General features: G+C 68.6%; 18 protein-coding genes. 9 read left to right on the top strand and 9 right to left on the bottom strand.

Annotation, left to right across the window (positions count from 1 at the left end):
* Positions 1-128 precede the first annotated feature (128 nt).
* Complete coding sequence (locus tag P0Y60_17485) at positions 129-812, top strand: FCD domain-containing protein (GenBank protein WEK61072.1); 684 nt, start codon at positions 129-131, stop codon at positions 810-812.
* A gap of 99 nt (positions 813-911) precedes the next feature.
* Here P0Y60_17485 and P0Y60_17480 read toward each other — a convergent pair whose 3' ends face one another.
* From P0Y60_17480 to P0Y60_17460, 5 genes are all read right to left on the bottom strand, one after another.
* Positions 912-1,427 carry an amino acid-binding ACT protein gene (locus P0Y60_17480; protein WEK61071.1) on the bottom strand — a complete coding sequence of 172 codons (516 nt, stop codon included), beginning with the start codon at positions 1,425-1,427 and terminating at the stop codon, positions 912-914.
* A gap of 123 nt (positions 1,428-1,550) precedes the next feature.
* Complete coding sequence (locus P0Y60_17475; protein ID WEK61070.1) at positions 1,551-2,609, bottom strand: PLP-dependent cysteine synthase family protein; 1,059 nt, start codon at positions 2,607-2,609, stop codon at positions 1,551-1,553.
* A 49-nt stretch (positions 2,610-2,658) separates the two neighbouring features.
* A complete protein-coding gene (locus P0Y60_17470) occupies positions 2,659-3,510 on the bottom strand; it encodes a GntR family transcriptional regulator (protein ID WEK61069.1) in 852 nt (283 codons plus the stop codon).
* Between the two features lies 1 nt (position 3,511).
* A complete protein-coding gene (rbsD, locus tag P0Y60_17465; protein ID WEK61068.1) occupies positions 3,512-3,916 on the bottom strand; it encodes a D-ribose pyranase in 405 nt (134 codons plus the stop codon).
* Between the two features lie 31 nt (positions 3,917-3,947).
* Complete coding sequence (locus tag P0Y60_17460) at positions 3,948-4,910, bottom strand: ribokinase (protein WEK61067.1); 963 nt, start codon at positions 4,908-4,910, stop codon at positions 3,948-3,950.
* 123 nt (positions 4,911-5,033) lie between these two features.
* Between P0Y60_17460 and P0Y60_17455 the strand changes: the two genes are divergently transcribed.
* The gene (locus P0Y60_17455; protein ID WEK61066.1) at positions 5,034-5,696 is read left to right on the top strand and encodes a transaldolase family protein; all 663 of its coding nucleotides are present in this window, start codon (positions 5,034-5,036) and stop codon (positions 5,694-5,696) included.
* 148 nt (positions 5,697-5,844) lie between these two features.
* On the opposite strand, the gene P0Y60_17450 is transcribed toward P0Y60_17455, so the two are convergent.
* Positions 5,845-6,522, bottom strand: coding sequence for a FadR/GntR family transcriptional regulator (locus P0Y60_17450; protein WEK61065.1), 678 nt, complete (start codon positions 6,520-6,522; stop codon positions 5,845-5,847).
* Positions 6,523-6,568: 46 nt separating this feature from the next.
* Between P0Y60_17450 and P0Y60_17445 the strand changes: the two genes are divergently transcribed.
* A complete protein-coding gene (locus tag P0Y60_17445; GenBank protein ID WEK61064.1) occupies positions 6,569-7,537 on the top strand; it encodes an amidohydrolase family protein in 969 nt (322 codons plus the stop codon).
* Between the two features lie 147 nt (positions 7,538-7,684).
* Here the strand turns inward: P0Y60_17445 and P0Y60_17440 are convergent, their stop codons facing one another.
* Together P0Y60_17440 and P0Y60_17435 are read right to left on the bottom strand one after the other, a co-directional pair.
* Positions 7,685-8,437: an SDR family NAD(P)-dependent oxidoreductase gene (locus tag P0Y60_17440; protein ID WEK61063.1), complete on the bottom strand. Its 753-nt coding sequence runs from the start codon at positions 8,435-8,437 to the stop codon at positions 7,685-7,687.
* Complete coding sequence (locus tag P0Y60_17435) at positions 8,434-9,294, bottom strand: fumarylacetoacetate hydrolase family protein (GenBank protein WEK61062.1); 861 nt, start codon at positions 9,292-9,294, stop codon at positions 8,434-8,436. The genes P0Y60_17440 and P0Y60_17435 overlap by 4 nt, the downstream gene beginning before the upstream one ends.
* Positions 9,295-9,415: 121 nt before the next feature.
* Between P0Y60_17435 and P0Y60_17430 the strand changes: the two genes are divergently transcribed.
* From P0Y60_17430 to P0Y60_17420, 3 genes are read left to right on the top strand one after another with little or no spacing between them, the layout of a single operon-like run.
* Positions 9,416-10,711 carry an L-fuconate dehydratase gene (locus P0Y60_17430; protein WEK61061.1) on the top strand — a complete coding sequence of 432 codons (1,296 nt, stop codon included), beginning with the start codon at positions 9,416-9,418 and terminating at the stop codon, positions 10,709-10,711.
* On the top strand, positions 10,698-11,681 hold the full coding sequence (locus P0Y60_17425) for an aldo/keto reductase (protein ID WEK61060.1): 984 nt from the start codon (positions 10,698-10,700) through the stop codon (positions 11,679-11,681). Before P0Y60_17430 ends, P0Y60_17425 begins: the two co-directional genes overlap by 14 nt.
* Positions 11,682-11,712: 31 nt before the next feature.
* Complete coding sequence (locus tag P0Y60_17420; protein WEK61059.1) at positions 11,713-12,132, top strand: RbsD/FucU domain-containing protein; 420 nt, start codon at positions 11,713-11,715, stop codon at positions 12,130-12,132.
* Positions 12,133-12,281: 149 nt separating this feature from the next.
* Here P0Y60_17420 and P0Y60_17415 read toward each other — a convergent pair whose 3' ends face one another.
* Positions 12,282-13,277, bottom strand: a complete 996-nt coding sequence (locus P0Y60_17415) for a LacI family DNA-binding transcriptional regulator (protein ID WEK61058.1) — start codon at positions 13,275-13,277, stop codon at positions 12,282-12,284.
* A 191-nt stretch (positions 13,278-13,468) separates the two neighbouring features.
* On the opposite strand from P0Y60_17415, the gene P0Y60_17410 reads away from it, so the two are divergent.
* The 3 genes from P0Y60_17410 (at position 13,469) to P0Y60_17400 (ending at position 17,063) form a co-directional block, all read left to right on the top strand.
* On the top strand, positions 13,469-14,338 hold the full coding sequence (locus P0Y60_17410) for a sugar phosphate isomerase/epimerase (GenBank protein WEK61057.1): 870 nt from the start codon (positions 13,469-13,471) through the stop codon (positions 14,336-14,338).
* Between the two features lie 188 nt (positions 14,339-14,526).
* Positions 14,527-16,029: a sugar ABC transporter ATP-binding protein gene (locus P0Y60_17405; GenBank protein ID WEK61056.1), complete on the top strand. Its 1,503-nt coding sequence runs from the start codon at positions 14,527-14,529 to the stop codon at positions 16,027-16,029.
* Entirely contained in the window at positions 16,029-17,063 is a 1,035-nt protein-coding gene (locus P0Y60_17400; GenBank protein WEK61055.1) for an ABC transporter permease, read from the top strand. Before P0Y60_17405 ends, P0Y60_17400 begins: the two co-directional genes overlap by 1 nt.
* The last annotated feature ends 58 nt before the right edge of the window (positions 17,064-17,121 follow it).

The raw sequence follows: 17,121 nt of genomic DNA, 5'->3' as shown, positions 1-17,121 counted from the left end.
ACTTTGCCACAGGAGTTCCGAAATCGCTATGAAAAGGTGAAGATGAAACATAGTTGTCATACGAATTTGTCGATGCGACGGCATCCGACAGACTCGCAGAAGGTTGGACGGCATCGGGGAGGATGACCATGAGCGCACTGGACACGGCGCTGCACGGACTGCGCACGCTGATCGCCGACGGTGCCCTGAAGCCGGGAGACCGGTTGCCGAGCGAGGGGGAGCTCTGCGAGCGACTCGGCGTCTCGCGCGGGTCGCTGCGCGAGGCGATCCGGATGCTCGCGGCCCTCGGCGTGCTCGACACGCGCCACGGTTCCGGGAGCTACGTCAGCGAACTGCGCGCCGCCGACCTGATCGGCAGCCTCTCGCTCACCGTCGGACTGCTGCCCATGGCCGGGGTGCTTGAGCTCACCGAGCTGCGACGAGTGCTCGAGCCGCATGCCGCTGCGCTCGCCGCCGCCCGTGTCGACGCCGAGACCATCGAGCGGCTCGACGGCATCCTGCGCGAGATCGAGGCGAGCGACGACTTCGAGGACCACTCACGCCTCGACCACGACTTCCACATGACCATCTCGCGGGTCGCCGGCAACGAGGCGCTCACGAGCCTGATCGACGTGCTGCGCTCACGGTCGCGGGCCTATCGGATTCCGGATGCGGATGACGCGGCCGAGCTCAAGCTGCACTCCGACGCCGGGCACCGCGCCATCCTGCGCGGACTCGCCGCGGCCGATCCGGTCGCGGCATCCGCTGCCGCCTCGTCGCACGTCGCCTACACCGAGTACTGGGTGCGGCAGTACACCGACGTCGAGGACTGAGTCGGGCGAAAAACCAGACGAGCTGCGATGTGTGCGGCGCGTCATCGGTCGGCGCGCCGGGCGGACGGCGAACTGTCTCCGTTTTGCGCCCGGGAAGCGTCAGCCGAGGGTGATGTCGACCTGGATCTCGGCGGCCAGGCGCTCGAGGTCGTCGCGCAGGGCGTCGAGGTCGACGGATGTCGGCACGCGAGCGGTGACGGATGCCTCGAACAGGCGGCCTCCGGCCATCGCGGCATCGCGGGTCTCGGTCGCCAGCTCCTCGATGCTGAGGGCATGGGCGCTCAGCACGCCGGAGATCTCGCGCACGATGCCGGGGCGGTCGTTGCCCAATACCTGGATGCCGAGCAGCTGCTCGTCGTCGGTCGCGGCGTCGGCGGTGCCGGTGAGCACCGCGAGGGTCAGGAGGCCCTGTCCCTGCAGTCCCCGCAGCGCGGATTGCAGCTCGTCGGCGCGCTCGGCCGGAACCGAAACCTCGATCACTCCGGCGAACGTGCCCGCGAGTTCGGCCAGCGAGCTGTTCTCCCAGTTTCCGCCGTGCGCATCGACGACATCGGCGACCGCGGCGACCAGGCCGGGTCGGTCTGCACCCGCGACAGTGAGGATCAGAGTAGTCATGCGGCCAGCGTAGCCCGGCGTCTCGGTTCACAACTCCTCAAGAAGCGAGGTGCGGACACCGCATCGGCTCTGATTCGGCGGGATCTGCTGGGTTTTTGAGGAGTTGTGAACGACGGTCGCGGGTCACTCGGCCCAGACGCCGGACTCCAGGAACGCATCGAGGCGCGCGCGGTGCGGGGCGAGGTCCCAGCCCTGGCCCGCGACCCACTCGTCGTTGAAGTAGGTGCCGGCGTAGCGGATGCCGCTGTCGCAGATGAGCGTCACGACGCTGCCCGTCTCGTCGGCCGCCCGCATGCGCGCGATCAGCTGGAACGCGCCGTAGAGGTTGGTGCCGGTCGAGCCCCCGGCCCAGTGCAGCGTGCGCTCGCGCAGCATCCGGATCGCCGCGATGGATCCGGCATCGGGCACCTGGATCATCTCGTCGATCACACTCGGCACGAACGAGGCCTCGACGCGCGGGCGGCCGATGCCCTCGATGCGGCTCGGGCGTCCGGGCGGGGCGTCGGGCGTGCCCGCCCACCCGTCGTAGAACGCGGAGCCCTCGGGGTCGACCACGGCGATCTGCGTCTCATGCCGTCGGTACTTCACATACCGGCCGAAGGTCGCGCTCGTGCCGCCGGTGCCGGCGCCCACGACGATCCAGCGGGGGATCGGATGCCGCTCCTGCGCCAGCTGGCTGAACACGCTCTCGGCGATGTTGTTGTTGCCGCGCCAGTCGGTCGCGCGCTCGGCGAACGTGAACTGGTCGAGGTAGTGTCCGTGACAGTCGGATGCCAGGCGCTGGGCCTCCGGCGACATGTCCTCTGCGCGGTCGACGAAGTGGCAGCGACCACCGTAGAACTCGATGAGGTCGATCTTCTCCTGGCTCGTCGAACGCGGCACGACCGTCACGAACGGCAGGCCCAGCATCCGCGCGAAGTACGCCTCGGACACCGCGGTGGAACCGCTCGACGACTCCACCAGCGTCGTGTCCTCGCGGATGCGCCCGTTCACCAGGCCGTAGAGCAGCAGCGAGCGGGCGAGCCGGTGCTTGAGGGAACCGGTCGGGTGCACCGACTCATCCTTCAGGTACAGGTCGATGCCCCACTCAGGCGGCAACGGGAACAGGTGCAGGTGCGTGTCGGCGCTGCGGTTGGCGTCGGCCTCCAGCAGGGCGATCGCGGTGCTGGTCCAGGAGGTCATGAATTCGAGGGTACCCGGCGGCACACGCTCGCGCCGGGCTGACAGCCGCTCAGCTCACGGTGCCGGCGCGGGAGGCGCCGCCGTCGCCGTCGATGTGCAGGAGAGAGGCCTGCGACTGCTCCTGCTGCAGCTGGAACTCGAAGCGCGAGCGATCGCCGCGGTGGTACGCCACGAAGTACTCGATCGGTGCACCGTCCTCGCCGCGGCTGACGCTGCGCAGGCGCAGCAGGGCCGAGCCGGCACTGACGCCGAGGTGCTGCGCCTGTTCGTGCGTCGCCACCGTTGCCTCCGCAGAACGGACGCCGCTCGTGGCGACGATGCCGTTGTCGGCGAGCAACCGGTACAGCGACGCCTCGGACAGGTCGGCATCCAGTGTCACGGCACCGACGGCCTCCGGCATCCAGGTCGTGGAGAGCGACCACGGCTCGCCGTCGACGTGACGCAGACGCTCCAGCACGACCACGGGGGACCCGACCGGCACGTCGAGCGCCAGGGCGATCTCCTCGTCGGCGCTCGTGCGCTCGTGCTGCAGCACATCACTGTGCACATGGCCGCCGCGACGTTCGACGTCGTCGTAGAGTCCGACCAGCGTGTGCACCAGGCTCTCGCTCGTGCGCGGGCGGGACACGAAGGTGCCCTTGCCCTTGACGCGCTCGACGAGTCCTTCGTGCTCGAGCTGGGCGAGGGCCTGACGCACGACCGTACGCGAGATGCCATAGCGCTCGCACAGGCGGTGCTCGCCGGGCAGCGGATCTCCCGGCTGCAGGCCATCGCGGGAGATGCCGTCGATGATCAGCTGTCGCAGCTGGTCGTACATCGGAGCCGCCGAGTGGCGGTCGATCTGGTCGGCGCCCGCCGAGTCGGAGGCGGTGCCGGTGGCGTCGAGCACGGTGTCGGTCATCTCAGTAGGCCACACCGGCGTGGAGGATCACATTCGCGTACGGCGTGAACTCGCCCGAACGCACGAACGCGCGGGCGCCGTGGGTGAGCTTCTTGAACTCGACGTGCGGGATCAGCTCGATCTCGAACCCCATGCCGTCGAAGCGCTCGCGCAGCGCTTCGAGCACCTCGGGGCTCTTCTCTGCGACCTCGGCCGACACCGTCGCGCCCTCGACCACGAGTTCGGCGAGCACGGTGTCGAGCACGTCGAGGAAGGCGGGCGCGCCCGGACGGTAGGCGAGGTCGATCCGCTCCGATCCCGGGGGGATGGGGAGTCCGGCATCCGTCACGACCAGCAGATCGGTGTGTCCGGTCTCGCTGATCACCCGGGAGAGTGCAGGGTTGATCGTGGTTGCTGTCTTGCGCATCGGATGCTCCTCGGTTCGGTGCGGGTGCGTGTCAGTTCGCCACGGGCGCGGTCTCGCGCTCCGCGAGGAAGGCGTCGACCTCGGCCCGCAGCGGCAGGCTGGGTGAGGCGCCCTGTTTGGTCACGGTCAGGGCGCCGGCGGCGGTCGCGAGGCGCACGGCGTCGGTGAGCGTGCTGCCGTTCGCCAGCGCCGCGCCGAGATAGCCCGCATAGGCATCGCCGGCGGCGGTCGTGTCGACGGCCTCCACCGGGAACGGCGCAACGACGGTCGCTCCCTCGGCCGTGACGACGCAGGAGCCCTGCCCGGCGAGGGTGATGACCGCGGCGCCGACGCCCTGTGCGAGGAACCAGCGGCCTGCGCGCTCGGCGGACGCGGCATCCGTCACCTCGATCCCACTGATGAGTGTGGCCTCGGTCTCGTTCGGTGTGACGATGTCGATGCTGGCCCACACCTCGGCGGGGAGGGTCGCTGCCGGAGCGGGGTCGAGGATCACGGTCATGCCGTGCTCGCGTCCGCGGGCGGTGATGTGGGCGGTCAGCGCCGACGGGGTCTCGAGCTGGGTGAGCAGCACCGAGGTGGTCGAGGCGAGGGCGGCGAGGGCCGCGTCGATCTGCTCGGTGCTCAGTGCGGCGTTCGCGAGCGGCACCATCACGATGTCGTTCTGCGCGGAGGAGTCGACGCGGATGTGGGCGATGCCGGTCGGGCCGGTCACGGTGCGCAGGTGCGCGAGGTCGACTCCGGCATCCGCGAGTCCGTTCACGACGAGGTCATGGAACAGGTCGTCTCCCACGCAGCCGACGAAGCTCGTGCGGGCACCGGAGCGCCCGGCGGCGACGGCCTGATTCGCGCCCTTTCCGCCGAGCATCAGGGTGAACTCATCGCCCAGGATGGTCTCTCCGCGGGCCGGGAGCCGCTGCGAGAACGTGGTCACATCAGCGGTGACGCTTCCGACGATGACGACGCCGGAACGGTCAGCGGGGTGTGCGAGGGACATGTCGCTCCTGATCTTCTTCGACAGCATGCGTGCGCGCCATCGGTGTCTTTGACATCGTCGGCGGCTGTCATTACATTAGCCGAAGCCGAACCTGTAACGACAGGTTGCCTGCAAGGAGACCCGATGCCTGCGATCGCACCCCGCCTCTACGTCGACAGCGCCGACCTGGATCGCGTCTCGCGACTGCTCGCCGCCGGCGTGGTGCACGGCGTGACCACGAACCCCACGATCCTCGAACGGGGAGGTCGCACGGCGGCCGAGATCCCCGACCTCTATGCGCGGTGGGAAGCGGAAGGCGCGGAGGAGATCTTCTTCCAGACCTGGGGAGGAGGCACGGCATCCTTCCTGCGCAACGCCGAGGGCATCCGCGCGCTCGGCGACCGGGTGGCGGTGAAGGTGCCGGCGACGGCCGACGGCTTCGCGGCGGCATCCGCTCTGGTCCGCGACGGCGCGACCGTGCTCGTCACCGCCGTGTACTCGATCGCGCAGGCGCTGGCGTGCGCCTCGATCGGTGCCCAGTACATCGCGCCGTACCTCGGACGGATGCGGGATGCGGGGATCGACGGCGACCACGTGATCGCGCGCATGCAGGAGGTGTGCGCCGGCAGCGGATCGAACGTGCTTGCGGCATCGCTGCGCTCTGCGGATGACATCACCGGGCTGCGCCTGGCCGGAGTTCCGTACTTCACCGCAGCGCCCGACGTGATCGAGCAGGTGCTGTTCCACGACGTCAGCGACAGCTCGGCGGCCGAGTTCGACGCCGCGATGGTGCGCCTCGGGGCCTGAGCGCTGCGACTCTCGCGTCGCGTGCGTTCATAACTCCTCAACGGTCGCGCACGCCTCCGGGAGAGGTGGCGTGATTCCGCGGCTCTGTGCGGCCGGGGTGAGCCCCGGGGCAAACTCTTGAGGAGTTATGAACCGCGGACGCGCCTGCCTAGGCGGACGCCGCCTGCCGCAGCCACCGCTCGACCCCGGCGATGTGCGCCGTGGCGAGCGAGGTCGCGAGCGCCGAGTCGTGCTGGGCGATCGCATCGGCGATGGCGTGATGCTCCGAGAGGGTGCGCTCGACCGCGCCGCCCTCGGTGAGTCCGCGCCACACACGGGCGCGGACGGTCTGACTGCTGAGGTTCTCGATCAGGCTCGCGAGGTATGCGTTGCCCGCCATGCGCACGATCTCGCGGTGGAAGCGGATGTCGTGATCGACCAGTTCGTCGAGGCTCACCGCGGCGTCGATGCCGGCGACCTCTCCGACGAGTTCCGCGATCTCGTCGTCGGTGCCGAGCGTCGCAGCGAGTCCGGTCGCCTGCGACTCCAGCATCCGGCGAACCGCGAAGATCTCGAGCAGCGAGTCGTCGTCGTGCATGTCGACCACGAAGGAGATCGCCTCGAGCAGCAGGTGCGGCTCCAGGCTGGTGACATAGGTGCCGTCGCCCCGTCGCACGTCGAGCACGCGGATGACCTCGAGCGCCTTCACGGCCTCGCGCATGGAGTTGCGGGAGAGCCCGAGACGCTCGGAGAGTTCCTTCTCGGGCGGGAGTCGATCGCCGGGTGCGAGCTCGCCCGACACGATCATCGCCTTGATCTTCTCGATCGCCTCGTCAGTCACAGCCATGGCGTCATCCTAGCCATTGATCGGATGTCTGAGGCAGGATGGTCGCATGCGCGTTCTCGATTCACACCTGCATCTCTGGGATCCGGAGGTCCTCCGGTACACGTGGCTCGAGGGTGCCCTCGCCTGGCGCTTCGCCGACACCGAGCTGGCGCACGCCCGTGTGGAGCGCGCCTCGGTCGAGAAGTGCGTGTTCGTGCAGGCGGAGACGGTCGAGGACGACTTCCTCGATGAGGTGCGATGGGTGGCCGGAATGGCCGAACAGCTGGGCGTCGTGGGCATCGTCGCCGGCGTGCGCCTCGACCGCGGCACCGACACGACCGCCCACCTGGAGGGGCTCGCCGCCGAGCCGCTCGTCACCGGAGTGCGGCACAACCTGCAAGGCGAACCCGACGGGACGGCGGTGTCGGCCGCGTTCGTCACCGGGGCGCGTGAGGTCGCGGCGCACGGCTGGACCTTCGACGCGTGCGTGCGGGCGGAGCAGTTGCCCGAGCTCGCGCGTCTGGCCGGAGCGATCCCGGAGCTGCGGATCGTGCTCGACCACCTCGGCAAACCCGAGGTCGGCACGGCGGATGCTCCGGTGGCGCCCGCGACGGCGTGGCTGCGTGATCTCGACGAGCTGGCGCGGCATCCCGAGGTCTTCTGCAAGCTCTCGGGGCTTCCGGGTGAGGCCGGTGGCGACTGGACGACCGAGCAGTTCGAGCCGTTCCTGGATGCCGCGGCCGACGCGTTCGGCGCGGAGCGGCTCCTGTGGGGCAGCGACTGGCCGGTGTCGGTGATCGGTCCCGCGGAGGACGGCGACCCGCACGCTCCGGCCGACGGATCTGCCACGTACCAGCCGAACGGGCGCACGCGGTGGGCGGATGCCGTGATCGGCTGGGCGCAGTCTCGCGACCTCGACGTCGATGCGATCCTGTGGGGCAACGCTGAGAGCTTCTACCGGACCGACGCGCGCCCGTCGGTGTTCACCGATCCGGCGCCGCGCCGCCGCGGCATCCTGGGGTGGTTGCGCGGCTGAGGCGTGTGGCGACAACAGGCGCCAACTGCGTCGGGTGAGTGCAGGTGGATGTGACACCTGTTGTCGTTGTGGCGTGCTCAGAGCGACAACAGGTGCCAAATCCGTCGGGTCGGGCGAAGCCGCGGGCGTGCGACGGGGCGTCGCGGGCTACTCGGGACGCAGGCGCAGACGGGCCATGCCGCCGTCGACCTCGAGGAAGGTGCCGGTGGTCGAGCCGGATGCCGGCGACACCAGGTAGGCGACGGCGCCGGCGACCTCGTCCGGGCTGACCAGACGGCCATGCGGCTGACGGGCGGCCAGCGCGGCACGTTCGGCGGCGGGGTCGGATGCCGTGTCCAGCAGTCGTCCGACCCACGGGGTGTCGGCGGTGCCGGGGTTCACGGCGTTGACGCGGATGCCCTCGCGCAGGTGATCGGTGGCCATCGCGCGGGTGAGCGCCGACACGGCCCCCTTCGACGCACTGTAGAGCGCGCGCAGCGGCAGCCCGGTGGTGGAGGCGATGGATGCCGTGTTGCAGATCGCCGCGGAGGGCGACTCGCGCAGCCACGGCAGTGCCGCCGCGGTCACGCGGGCGATGCCGGTGACGTTGATCGACAGCACACGCGCCCACTCGTCGTCGTCGTTCGCGGCGATGTCGCCCTGCGCGCCGATGCCCGCATTGTTCACGACGATGTCGATGCGGCCGAACCTCTCGGCTACGGCGGCGACGGCGGCATCCACACTCGCGCGGTCCGAGACGTCGGCCGTGAATGCGGCGAACTTCTCGTCGGCGTGGGTGGTGTCGCGGTCGAGCACGGCGATCTGCGCGCCGTCGGCATGCAGCCTCTGGGCGATCGCGGCGCCGAGCCCGGAGGCTCCGCCCGTGACGATCGCGACGAGTCCGTCCAGTGCTGCGGTCATCGCTGTGCCTCCCACGCCACGAAGTCCTGGCGCTGACGGCCGAGGCCGTCGATCTCGATCTCGACCACATCGCCGGCGGCGAGGTAGGGGTACTTGCCCGACAGTGCGACACCCTGCGGCGTGCCGGTGAGGATGAGGTCACCCGGCTCCAGGGTCACGTACTGCGACAGGTGATGCACGATGTGCTCGACCGTGAAGATCATGTCGCTCGTGTTCGAGTCCTGACGCGGCTCGCCGTTGACGAAACTGCGCAGGCCGAGTGCCTGATGCTCGACCTCGTCGGGGGTGACCAGCCAGGGACCTGTCGGGTTGAAGCCGGGGGCGATCTTGCCCTTCGACCACTGGCCGCCCGACACCTCCATCTGGAAGGCGCGCTCGGAGACGTCGTTCGCGGCGACGAAACCGGCGACGTGGGCGAGCGACTCCTCGGGGGAGTCGAGGTACGCAGCGCGGGCGCCGATGACGATGCCGAGCTCGACCTCCCAGTCGGTCTTCTCGCTGCCGCGGGGGATCGTGACCGCGTCATTCGGGCCGACCACGGTATTCGGGGTCTTGAGGAAGATGATCGGGATGGTCGGCGGCTCGGAGCCGGACTCGGCGGCGTGTGCGGCGTAGTTCATGCCGATGCAGATCACGGCGCTCGGCCGGGAGATCGGTGCGCCGATGCGGAGGGATGCGGCATCCTCGAGCTCGGGAAGCTCGTCGGCGGCCAGCGCTGCGGCGACGCGAGCACGGAAGTCGCCGGCCAGGAAATCGCCGTTCACATCGGATGTCAGGGAGCGGAGGTCGAGGTAGCGGTCGCCCTCGAGGAGGACGGGGATCTCGGTCCCTGGGTCGCCAAGCCGCGCGAACTTCATGTTTCTCCTGATTCGTCGGGGGACCGCTCGGAGGCGGCCTGTCTCGTTGACAGTATAGACATCGGATGTTTACACTCCAAGAGATCTGCGTGAGATTTCGATCGCGCAGGAGAGGACCCCCGTGAGCCGTATCGTCGCACTCGACACCACCGACATCCGCTTCCCCACGTCGCTCAGTCTCGACGGCTCGGATGCGATGAACCCCGACCCCGACTACTCCGCGGCCTACGTGATCGTGCGCACCGATGCGGATGACGGTATCGAGGGCCACGCGTTCGTGTTCACGATCGGCCGCGGCAACGACGTGCAGGTCGCCGCGATCGACGCGCTCGCCGGACACCTGGTCGGGCGCGAGATCGAACCGCTGCTGGACGACATGGGCGGCACGTTCCGCGACATCATCGGCGACTCGCAGCTGCGCTGGCTGGGGCCCGAGAAGGGCGTCATGCACATGGCGATCGGCGCGGTCATCAACGCGCTGTGGGACATCAAGGCCAAGCGTGCCGGGCTGCCGCTGTGGCAGCTGCTCGCCCGCATGACGCCGGAGGAGCTGGTCGGCCTGGTCGACTTCCGCTACCTCACCAACGCGCTGACCCCGGAGGAGGCGCTGGAGATCCTGCGCTCCGCCGAGCCTGGCCGCGCCGAGCGCGAGCGCGAACTGATCGCCACCGGCTACCCCGGCTACACCACCAGCCCCGGGTGGCTGGGCTACTCCGACGAGAAGCTCGAACGCCTCGCCCGCGAGGCCATGGCCGACGGCTTCACACAGATCAAGCTCAAGGTCGGCGCCGACCTCGACGACGACATCCGCCGCTTCCGCAAGGCGCGCGAGGTGTGCGGTCCCGACTTCCCGATCGCGATCGACGCGAACCAGCGCTGGGAGGTGTCGGAGGCGATCGAGTGGGTCAACGCGCTCGCCGAGTTCCACCCCGCCTGGATCGAGGAGCCCACGAGCCCCGACGATGTGCTCGGCCACGCCGAGATCGCCCGCGGCATCGCGCCCATCCGTGTCGCCACCGGTGAGCACGCCCAGAACCGCGTCATCTTCAAGCAGCTGCTGCAGGCCGAGGCCATCTCGGTCATGCAGATCGACGCCGTGCGCGTGGCCGGGGTGAACGAGAACATCGCCAACCTGCTGCTCGCCGCCAAGTTCGGTGTGCCGGTCTGCCCGCACGCCGGCGGCGTCGGACTGTGTGAGGCCGTGCAGCACCTGTCGATGTTCGACTTCGTCGCGGTCACCGGCACGCGTGAAGGTCGCATGATCGAGTTCGTCGACCACCTGCATGAGCACTTCGTCGGGCCCACCGACATTCAGGGCGGCTCGTACATGGCGCCGACCGCGCCGGGCACGAGCATGGAGATGAAGGCCGACAGCATCGCCGCATACACGTGGACGGGCGCGCATGTCGTCGCCTGAACCCCGCGCGCCCCGCCTCGACGTGCCTACGCTCGGATACGGGGCCGCGAACGTCGGCAACCTGTTCCGGCCGCTCAGTGACGACGAGGCCTGGGCCGTGCTGGACGCGGCGTGGGAGAGCGGCATCCGCTTCTACGACACCGCCCCGCACTATGGCCTCGGGCTGTCGGAGCGCCGGCTCGGCGCCTTCCTGCAGACCAAGCCCCGTGACGAGTTCGTGCTGTCGACCAAGGCCGGCCGACTTCTGCGGCCGAACCCGGACCACGAGGGCGGCCTCGACACCGCGAACGACTTCCACGTTCCCGACGACCTGCAGCGCATGTGGGACTTCTCGGCCGACGGCATCCGTCGCAGCGTCGAGGAATCGCGCGAGCGGCTGGGCATCGAGCGCATCGACCTGCTCTACCTGCACGACCCCGAGCGGCACGACCTCGACCTCGCGCTCGCCGAGGCCCTGCCCGCGATGCAGCAACTCCGCGACGAGGGGGGCGTGACCGCGATCGGCATCGGCTCGATGGTGTCGGAGGCGCTCGCCGCTTCCGTGCGTTCGGCGGATCTCGACCTGATCATGGTCGCCGGTCGGTACACCCTGCTCGAACAGCCGGCCGCGGTCGACGTGCTGCCCGCGTGCCGGGAGACCGGGACCGGGATCGTCGCCGCATCCGTGTTCAACTCCGGACTGCTGGCCTCCAACGAGCCGCGACGTGACGGACGCTACGAGTATGGGCAGTTGCCGGACGACCTGTGGGAGCGACTCGTGCGGATCGCCGCGGTGTGCGCCGATCACGACGTGCCGCTGCCCGCCGCGGCGATCCAGTTCCCGCTGCAGGCCGCCGAAGTGCGGTCGGTCGTGGTCGGCGGCAGCCGCCCGGCACAGCTTGTGCAGAACGCGGAGTACGCGGCGCTCGAGATCCCCGCGGCACTGTGGCAGAACCTGGCCGCCGAAGGGCTCATCCCCGCGGGCGCGTGACCGCCCGCACGCTGAAACGAGAGGAGCCGTCGTGCTCGAAGGAATCAACCCGCTGCTCACCGGCGAGCTGCTGCTGCACCTCGACCGGATGGGGCACTCCGACTCGGTCGTGATCGCCGACGCGCACTTCCCCGCCTGGGGCCTGGGCGCGCGGGTGGTCGATCTGCCCGGTACGTCGACCCCGGACGTCGTGGCCGCGATCCGCAGCGTACTTCCGCTGGATGACGCGCCGGGAATCGACCTGATGACCTCGGCCGACGGGGACGTGCTCGACGTGCAGCACGAGCTCATGGCGGCCGCCGGGACCACGGTCGACACCACCCGTTTCGTCGAGCGCTTCGCCTATTACGAGGTCGCGAAGAGTGCGTACCTCCTGGTGCGCACGGGCGAGACCCGCAAATACGGCAACGCGCTGCTGCGGAAGGGCGTCGTGGGGCACGCTTCGGCATAGGTGCGGGCGGCGGGCTGTTCACAACTCCTCAAAACTCGGGACCGCCCGGGCGAGGTGACGCGAGATTCCGCGGTGACGGCGAGGTTCCCTGCCACTGTCGAGCGTTCGTTGAGGAGTTGTGAACGCGCGGCGGGAGAGACCCGGCCCGGTCAGCGCCCGACGGTCGACTCGCGTACGACAAGCTCGGCCGAGAACGGCGTCGGTGCGGGCGGCGGCGCACCCGGGTCGGCGAGCTGTTGCAGCAGTGCGGCACCGGCGGCCCGGCCGATCGCGTACCCCGGTTGACGCACGCTCGTCAGCGGAACGACGCTCTGATGGGCTTGGTCGACATCATCGAATCCGACCAGCGCGATGTCTTCGGGCACGCGGATGCCGTGGCGCAACAGCGCGGTGAGCACGCCGAGTGCCACCATGTCGTTCGCCGCGAAGACGGCATCGGGGCGCTCCTCCGGCGTCATCGCGAGGATCTGCTCCCCGGCGCGCAGCCCGTCCTCGGTGACGAGGTTCTGCACGTCGAGCACCGAGACGGATGCCGCCGAGCCGGCGGCGCGCAGCCCGCGCAGTCGGTCGTTCGACTGACTCACGGTGGGGCTGCCGATGAACAGGATCCGTCGGCGTCCGATCGACAGCAGGTGTTCGCCCGCCAGGCGACCGCCGCCGACGTCGTCGAACAGAACCGACGCCACCTTCGTCGAGGGGGCGATCGGGCCGACCACCACCGAGCGGATGCCGCGATCGGCGAGTCGTTCGAGCTGCGGCACCACGTCGTCGAGCGGATAGATCACGATGCCCTGCACGCGGTGCGCTTCGAACATCTCGATGTTGCGGCGCTCCTGTTCGCCGTCGCGGTTGCTGTTGCTGAAGAAGAGCGACCACCCGCCCTCGCGCGTGACGTCTTCGACCCCGCGCGAGAGATCGTGGAAGTACGGCAGCCAGGCGTCGAGCAGGATGAGCGCAAGCGCCTTGCTGGAGCCGGCGCGCAGCTGTCGCGCCGACTCGTTGGGCACGTAGCCCAGCTCGTCGATGGCGGCGCGCACGCGCTCCCGGCTGGCCTCGCCGAGCACGTGCGGGTGGTTCAGGTAGTTCGAGACGGTCGAGGAGGAGACCCCGGCGAGCGCGGCGACGTCTTTCACGCTGGCGGGCATCCTTACTCCTTCTGCTCAGTTGCGCGCAGGTGGACGCGCGACCGAGCATCAGAGTATCCCACCGATTGGCACGTGCCAAGAAAGTTCTTGACAAGCTCGGGAGGGCCGACGTAGCGTGTCCCGCAGATCAACTTGGCACGTGCCAATTCGGTCGAGGCGACGGTGCCGCACACCCGCCTCCGAGGGATCGCATGAACATCGGATGCCATGGGCTCGTCTGGACCGGGAACTTCGATGCCGACGGCATCCGCCTCTCGGTGGAGAAGACCAAGGAGGCCGGCTTCGACCTCATCGAGTTCCCGCTGATGGATCCGTTCGCCTTCGACGTCGAGGCTGCGAAGAGCGCGCTGGAAGAACACGGTCTCGCCGTGAGCGCCTCGCTCGGACTCTCCGAGGCGACCGATGTCACCAGCTCCGACCCGGCCGTCGTGGCCGCGGGCGAGGCGCTGCTGTTGCGCGCGGTCGACGTGCTCGCGGACCTCGGCGGACAGCACTTCTGCGGCGTGATCTACAGCGCCATGAAGAAGTACATGGAGCCGGTCACGCCCCAGGGGCTCGAGAGCAGCCGCCGTGCGATCGCCAAGGTCGCCGACCACGCCGCCGAGCGCGGGGTGTCCGTGGCGCTCGAGGTCGTGAACCGCTACGAGACCAATGTGCTCAACACGGCGCGGCAGGCGATCGAGTTCCTGGCGGAGGTCGATCGTCCGAACCTCGGCATCCACCTCGACACGTACCACATGAACATCGAGGAGTCGGATATGTTCGCGCCGGTCCTGGATGCCGAGCCCAGCCTGCAGTACGTGCACATCGGCGAGAGCCACCGCGGTTACCTCGGCACCGGAACGGTCGACTTCGACACCTTCTTCAAGGCGCTCGGCCGTATCGGCTACGACGGCCCGATCGTCTTCGAGTCGTTCTCGTCGCAGGTCGTCGCCCCCGACCTGAGCCGCATGCTCGGGATCTGGCGCAACCTCTGGACAGACAACACCGAACTCGGCGCGCACGCGAACGCGTTCATCCGCGACAAGCTCGTCGCGGTGGACTCGATCCGTCTGCACTGACGTCATCCGATGGGCCGGATCGGAACCTGTGGCCAAGATGTTATTACAGGTCTTCCTATCCGGCCCAACGTTAGATACATTTAGATACAACTTGCGCAGGACGCGGCGTGAGTACAGAATTGATCCGATGTTTGCGGCCCGAACCGCAGGCGCAGGAAAACGGGACCTCCAAGGAAGCAGGTGAGCACATGAGCGATCCCATTCTCAGAGTCGAGGGAATCAGCAAGGGTTTCCCCGGTGTGCAGGCGCTGAAGGATGTGCACCTCGAGGTGCGCGCCGGTGAGGTGCTCGTACTCGTGGGGGAGAACGGCGCCGGCAAGTCGACGCTCATGAAGATCCTTTCCGGGATCTACACCAAGGACGAGGGCACGATCACGTTCGAGGGCCAGGAGGTCGAGCTCACCAGCCCGCTCCAGGCTCAGGAGCTCGGCGTCACGATCATCCACCAGGAACTCAACCTGATGCCGGATCTCACCGTGGCGCAGAACATCTTCGTAGGCCGCGAGCCGAAGACGGGCCCGTTCCTGTCGGAGCGCAAGCTCAACGCGCAGACCGCGGAACTGCTCACGCGACTCGACATCCACCTGAACCCCCGCCAGCCGGTCGGGGAGCTCACGGTCGCCGAGCAGCAGATGGTCGAGATCGCCAAGGCCCTGTCGTTCAACGCCAAGGTCCTGATCATGGACGAGCCGACCTCCGCCCTCACCGACTCCGAGGTCGAGACGCTGTTCGTGCTGATCGAACAGCTCAAGGCGCGGGGCACCGGCATCGTCTACATCTCGCACCGCATGGACGAGCTGCGTCGCCTCGCCGACCGGGTCACCGTGCTGCGCGACGGCACATACATCGGATCACTCGACAAGTCCGAGGTCAGCATCCCCAAGATCATCGAGATGATGGTCGGCCGTCCGATCGACGAGGGAACGCGTCCGCAGGCTCGTGAGCACGCGAACGACCCGATCGTGCTGAAGGTCGAAGGGCTCTCGACCAAGACGCTCCTCAAGGACGTCTCCTTCGAGCTGCACCAGGGCGAGATCCTCGGCTTCGCCGGACTCATGGGAGCCGGCCGCACCGAGACCGCCCGGGCCGTGATCGGCGCCGACCCCAGTGACGGCGGCACCGTCACGATCGGCGGGCGTCAGATCAAGATCGGACAGCCCGCGGATGCCGTCAAGCACGGCGTCGGCTACCTCTCCGAGGACCGCAAGCTGCTCGGGCTCATGCTCGAGCAGGACGTGACGTTCAACACGGTGCTCGCCTCGCTCGGCTCCTACGCCAACGCCATCGGCTGGATGGGCGACAGCAAGGCCAAGAACCGCACCAAGGAGTACGTCCAGCAGCTGCGGGTCAAGACGCCCTCGGTCAACCAGGTCGTCAAGCTGCTCTCGGGTGGCAACCAGCAGAAGGTCGTCATCGCCCGCTGGCTGATGCGCGACTGCGACGTGCTCATCTTCGACGAGCCGACCCGAGGAATCGACGTCGGCGCCAAGGAAGAGATCTACCGCCTCATGCAGCTGCTCGCCGAGCAGGGCAAATCCATCATCGTCATCTCGTCGGAGCTGCCGGAGATCCTTCGGGTGGCGAACCGCATCGCGGTGTTCGCCAACGGCCGGATCACCGGAACCCTCCGCAACGAGGAAGCAAGCCAGGAGAAGATCATGCAACTCGCAGCCCACGGGGAGGAAGACTGATGAGCGCTCCACAGCAGCCCGGATCGTCGACGACGACGATCATCCAGACGGCGGTGTCGGAGAACACCGACAAGCGCGACATCGTCGGGTTCCTCAAGAAGCAGGCGCAGCAGTCGCTCGCCTTCGGCACGCTCGTCGTGCTGGTGGTGTTCTTCGCGATCGCCAGCCCCAGCTTCTTCACGGTCAGCAACATCACCACCGTGCTGCTGTCGACCGCGGTGATCGCGATCCTCGCGCTCGGCACGACCTTCGTGATCATCACCGGCGGCATCGACCTCTCGCTCGGCACCGGTATGGCGCTGGCCGCCGTGATGACCGGTGTGTTCGTCACCAAGCTCGGGCTTCCCGTGTGGGTCGGCGTGATCGGCGGCATCCTCACCGGTGTGCTCATGGGCCTGATCAACGGCGTCAACATCACGTTCCTCCGGCTTCCCCCGTTCATCGCGACACTCGCGATGATGATGATCGCCGGTGGACTCGCCCTCGTGATCTCCGGCGTGGCGCCGATCTACTTCGACGCGGCCAACGGATTCCAGCAGGCCTTCGCGATCGGCACGCTGATCCCCGGTCTCCCGAACGCCGTGCTCATCACCGGCATCCTGGCGGTCATCGCCTGGCTCGTGCTGTCGAAGACGCTGCTCGGCCGCTACACCTTCGCGATCGGCTCCAACGAAGAGGCGACCCGTCTCTCCGGTGTGAACACGCGCCGCTGGACGATCCTCGTCTACATGTTCGCCGGTGCCTTCACGGGCATCGCCGGCGTCGTGATCGCCGCCCGCCTCGGATCGGCCCAGCCGCAGATCGGCACCGGCTACGAGCTGCAGGCGATCGCGGCCGTCATCATCGGCGGCACCTCGTTGCTCGGCGGGCGTGGATCGATCCTCGGCACCGTGATCGGTGCGCTGATCATGAGCGTGCTCGTCAACGGCCTGCGCATCCTGTCGATCCAGCCGGAATGGCAGAACATCGTGATCGGTGTCGTCGTGCTGATCGCCGTCTTCTTCGACTCGCTGCGCAACCGCTCCCGCACCTGACGCACTGACGCAGACCACGGAGAGCGGCACTCGTGCCCGCTGCTCTCCGATCGGCTCA

The sequence above is a fragment of the Candidatus Microbacterium colombiense genome, assembly GCA_029203165.1.
GTDB classification, from domain to species: domain Bacteria; phylum Actinomycetota; class Actinomycetes; order Actinomycetales; family Microbacteriaceae; genus Microbacterium; species Microbacterium colombiense.
The sequence above is the reverse complement of the archived record's forward strand: the minus strand, read 5'-3'. Positions and strand labels throughout refer to the sequence as shown.

Excerpts from the sequence above, each read along its gene's own strand:
- P0Y60_17485 (WEK61072.1), top strand. The coding sequence starts at position 129 with ATGAGCGCACTGGACACGGCGCTGCACGGACTGCGCACGCTGATCGCC.
- P0Y60_17480 (WEK61071.1), bottom strand. The coding sequence starts at position 1,427 with ATGACTACTCTGATCCTCACTGTCGCGGGTGCAGACCGACCCGGCCTG.
- P0Y60_17475 (WEK61070.1), bottom strand. The coding sequence starts at position 2,609 with ATGACCTCCTGGACCAGCACCGCGATCGCCCTGCTGGAGGCCGACGCC.
- P0Y60_17470 (WEK61069.1), bottom strand. The coding sequence starts at position 3,510 with ATGACCGACACCGTGCTCGACGCCACCGGCACCGCCTCCGACTCGGCG.
- rbsD (WEK61068.1), bottom strand. The coding sequence starts at position 3,916 with ATGCGCAAGACAGCAACCACGATCAACCCTGCACTCTCCCGGGTGATC.
- P0Y60_17460 (WEK61067.1), bottom strand. The coding sequence starts at position 4,910 with ATGTCCCTCGCACACCCCGCTGACCGTTCCGGCGTCGTCATCGTCGGA.
- P0Y60_17455 (WEK61066.1), top strand. The coding sequence starts at position 5,034 with ATGCCTGCGATCGCACCCCGCCTCTACGTCGACAGCGCCGACCTGGAT.
- P0Y60_17450 (WEK61065.1), bottom strand. The coding sequence starts at position 6,522 with ATGGCTGTGACTGACGAGGCGATCGAGAAGATCAAGGCGATGATCGTG.
- P0Y60_17445 (WEK61064.1), top strand. The coding sequence starts at position 6,569 with ATGCGCGTTCTCGATTCACACCTGCATCTCTGGGATCCGGAGGTCCTC.
- P0Y60_17440 (WEK61063.1), bottom strand. The coding sequence starts at position 8,437 with ATGACCGCAGCACTGGACGGACTCGTCGCGATCGTCACGGGCGGAGCC.
- P0Y60_17435 (WEK61062.1), bottom strand. The coding sequence starts at position 9,294 with ATGAAGTTCGCGCGGCTTGGCGACCCAGGGACCGAGATCCCCGTCCTC.
- P0Y60_17425 (WEK61060.1), top strand. The coding sequence starts at position 10,698 with ATGTCGTCGCCTGAACCCCGCGCGCCCCGCCTCGACGTGCCTACGCTC.
- P0Y60_17415 (WEK61058.1), bottom strand. The coding sequence starts at position 13,277 with ATGCCCGCCAGCGTGAAAGACGTCGCCGCGCTCGCCGGGGTCTCCTCC.
- P0Y60_17410 (WEK61057.1), top strand. The coding sequence starts at position 13,469 with ATGAACATCGGATGCCATGGGCTCGTCTGGACCGGGAACTTCGATGCC.
- P0Y60_17405 (WEK61056.1), top strand. The coding sequence starts at position 14,527 with ATGAGCGATCCCATTCTCAGAGTCGAGGGAATCAGCAAGGGTTTCCCC.
- P0Y60_17400 (WEK61055.1), top strand. The coding sequence starts at position 16,029 with ATGAGCGCTCCACAGCAGCCCGGATCGTCGACGACGACGATCATCCAG.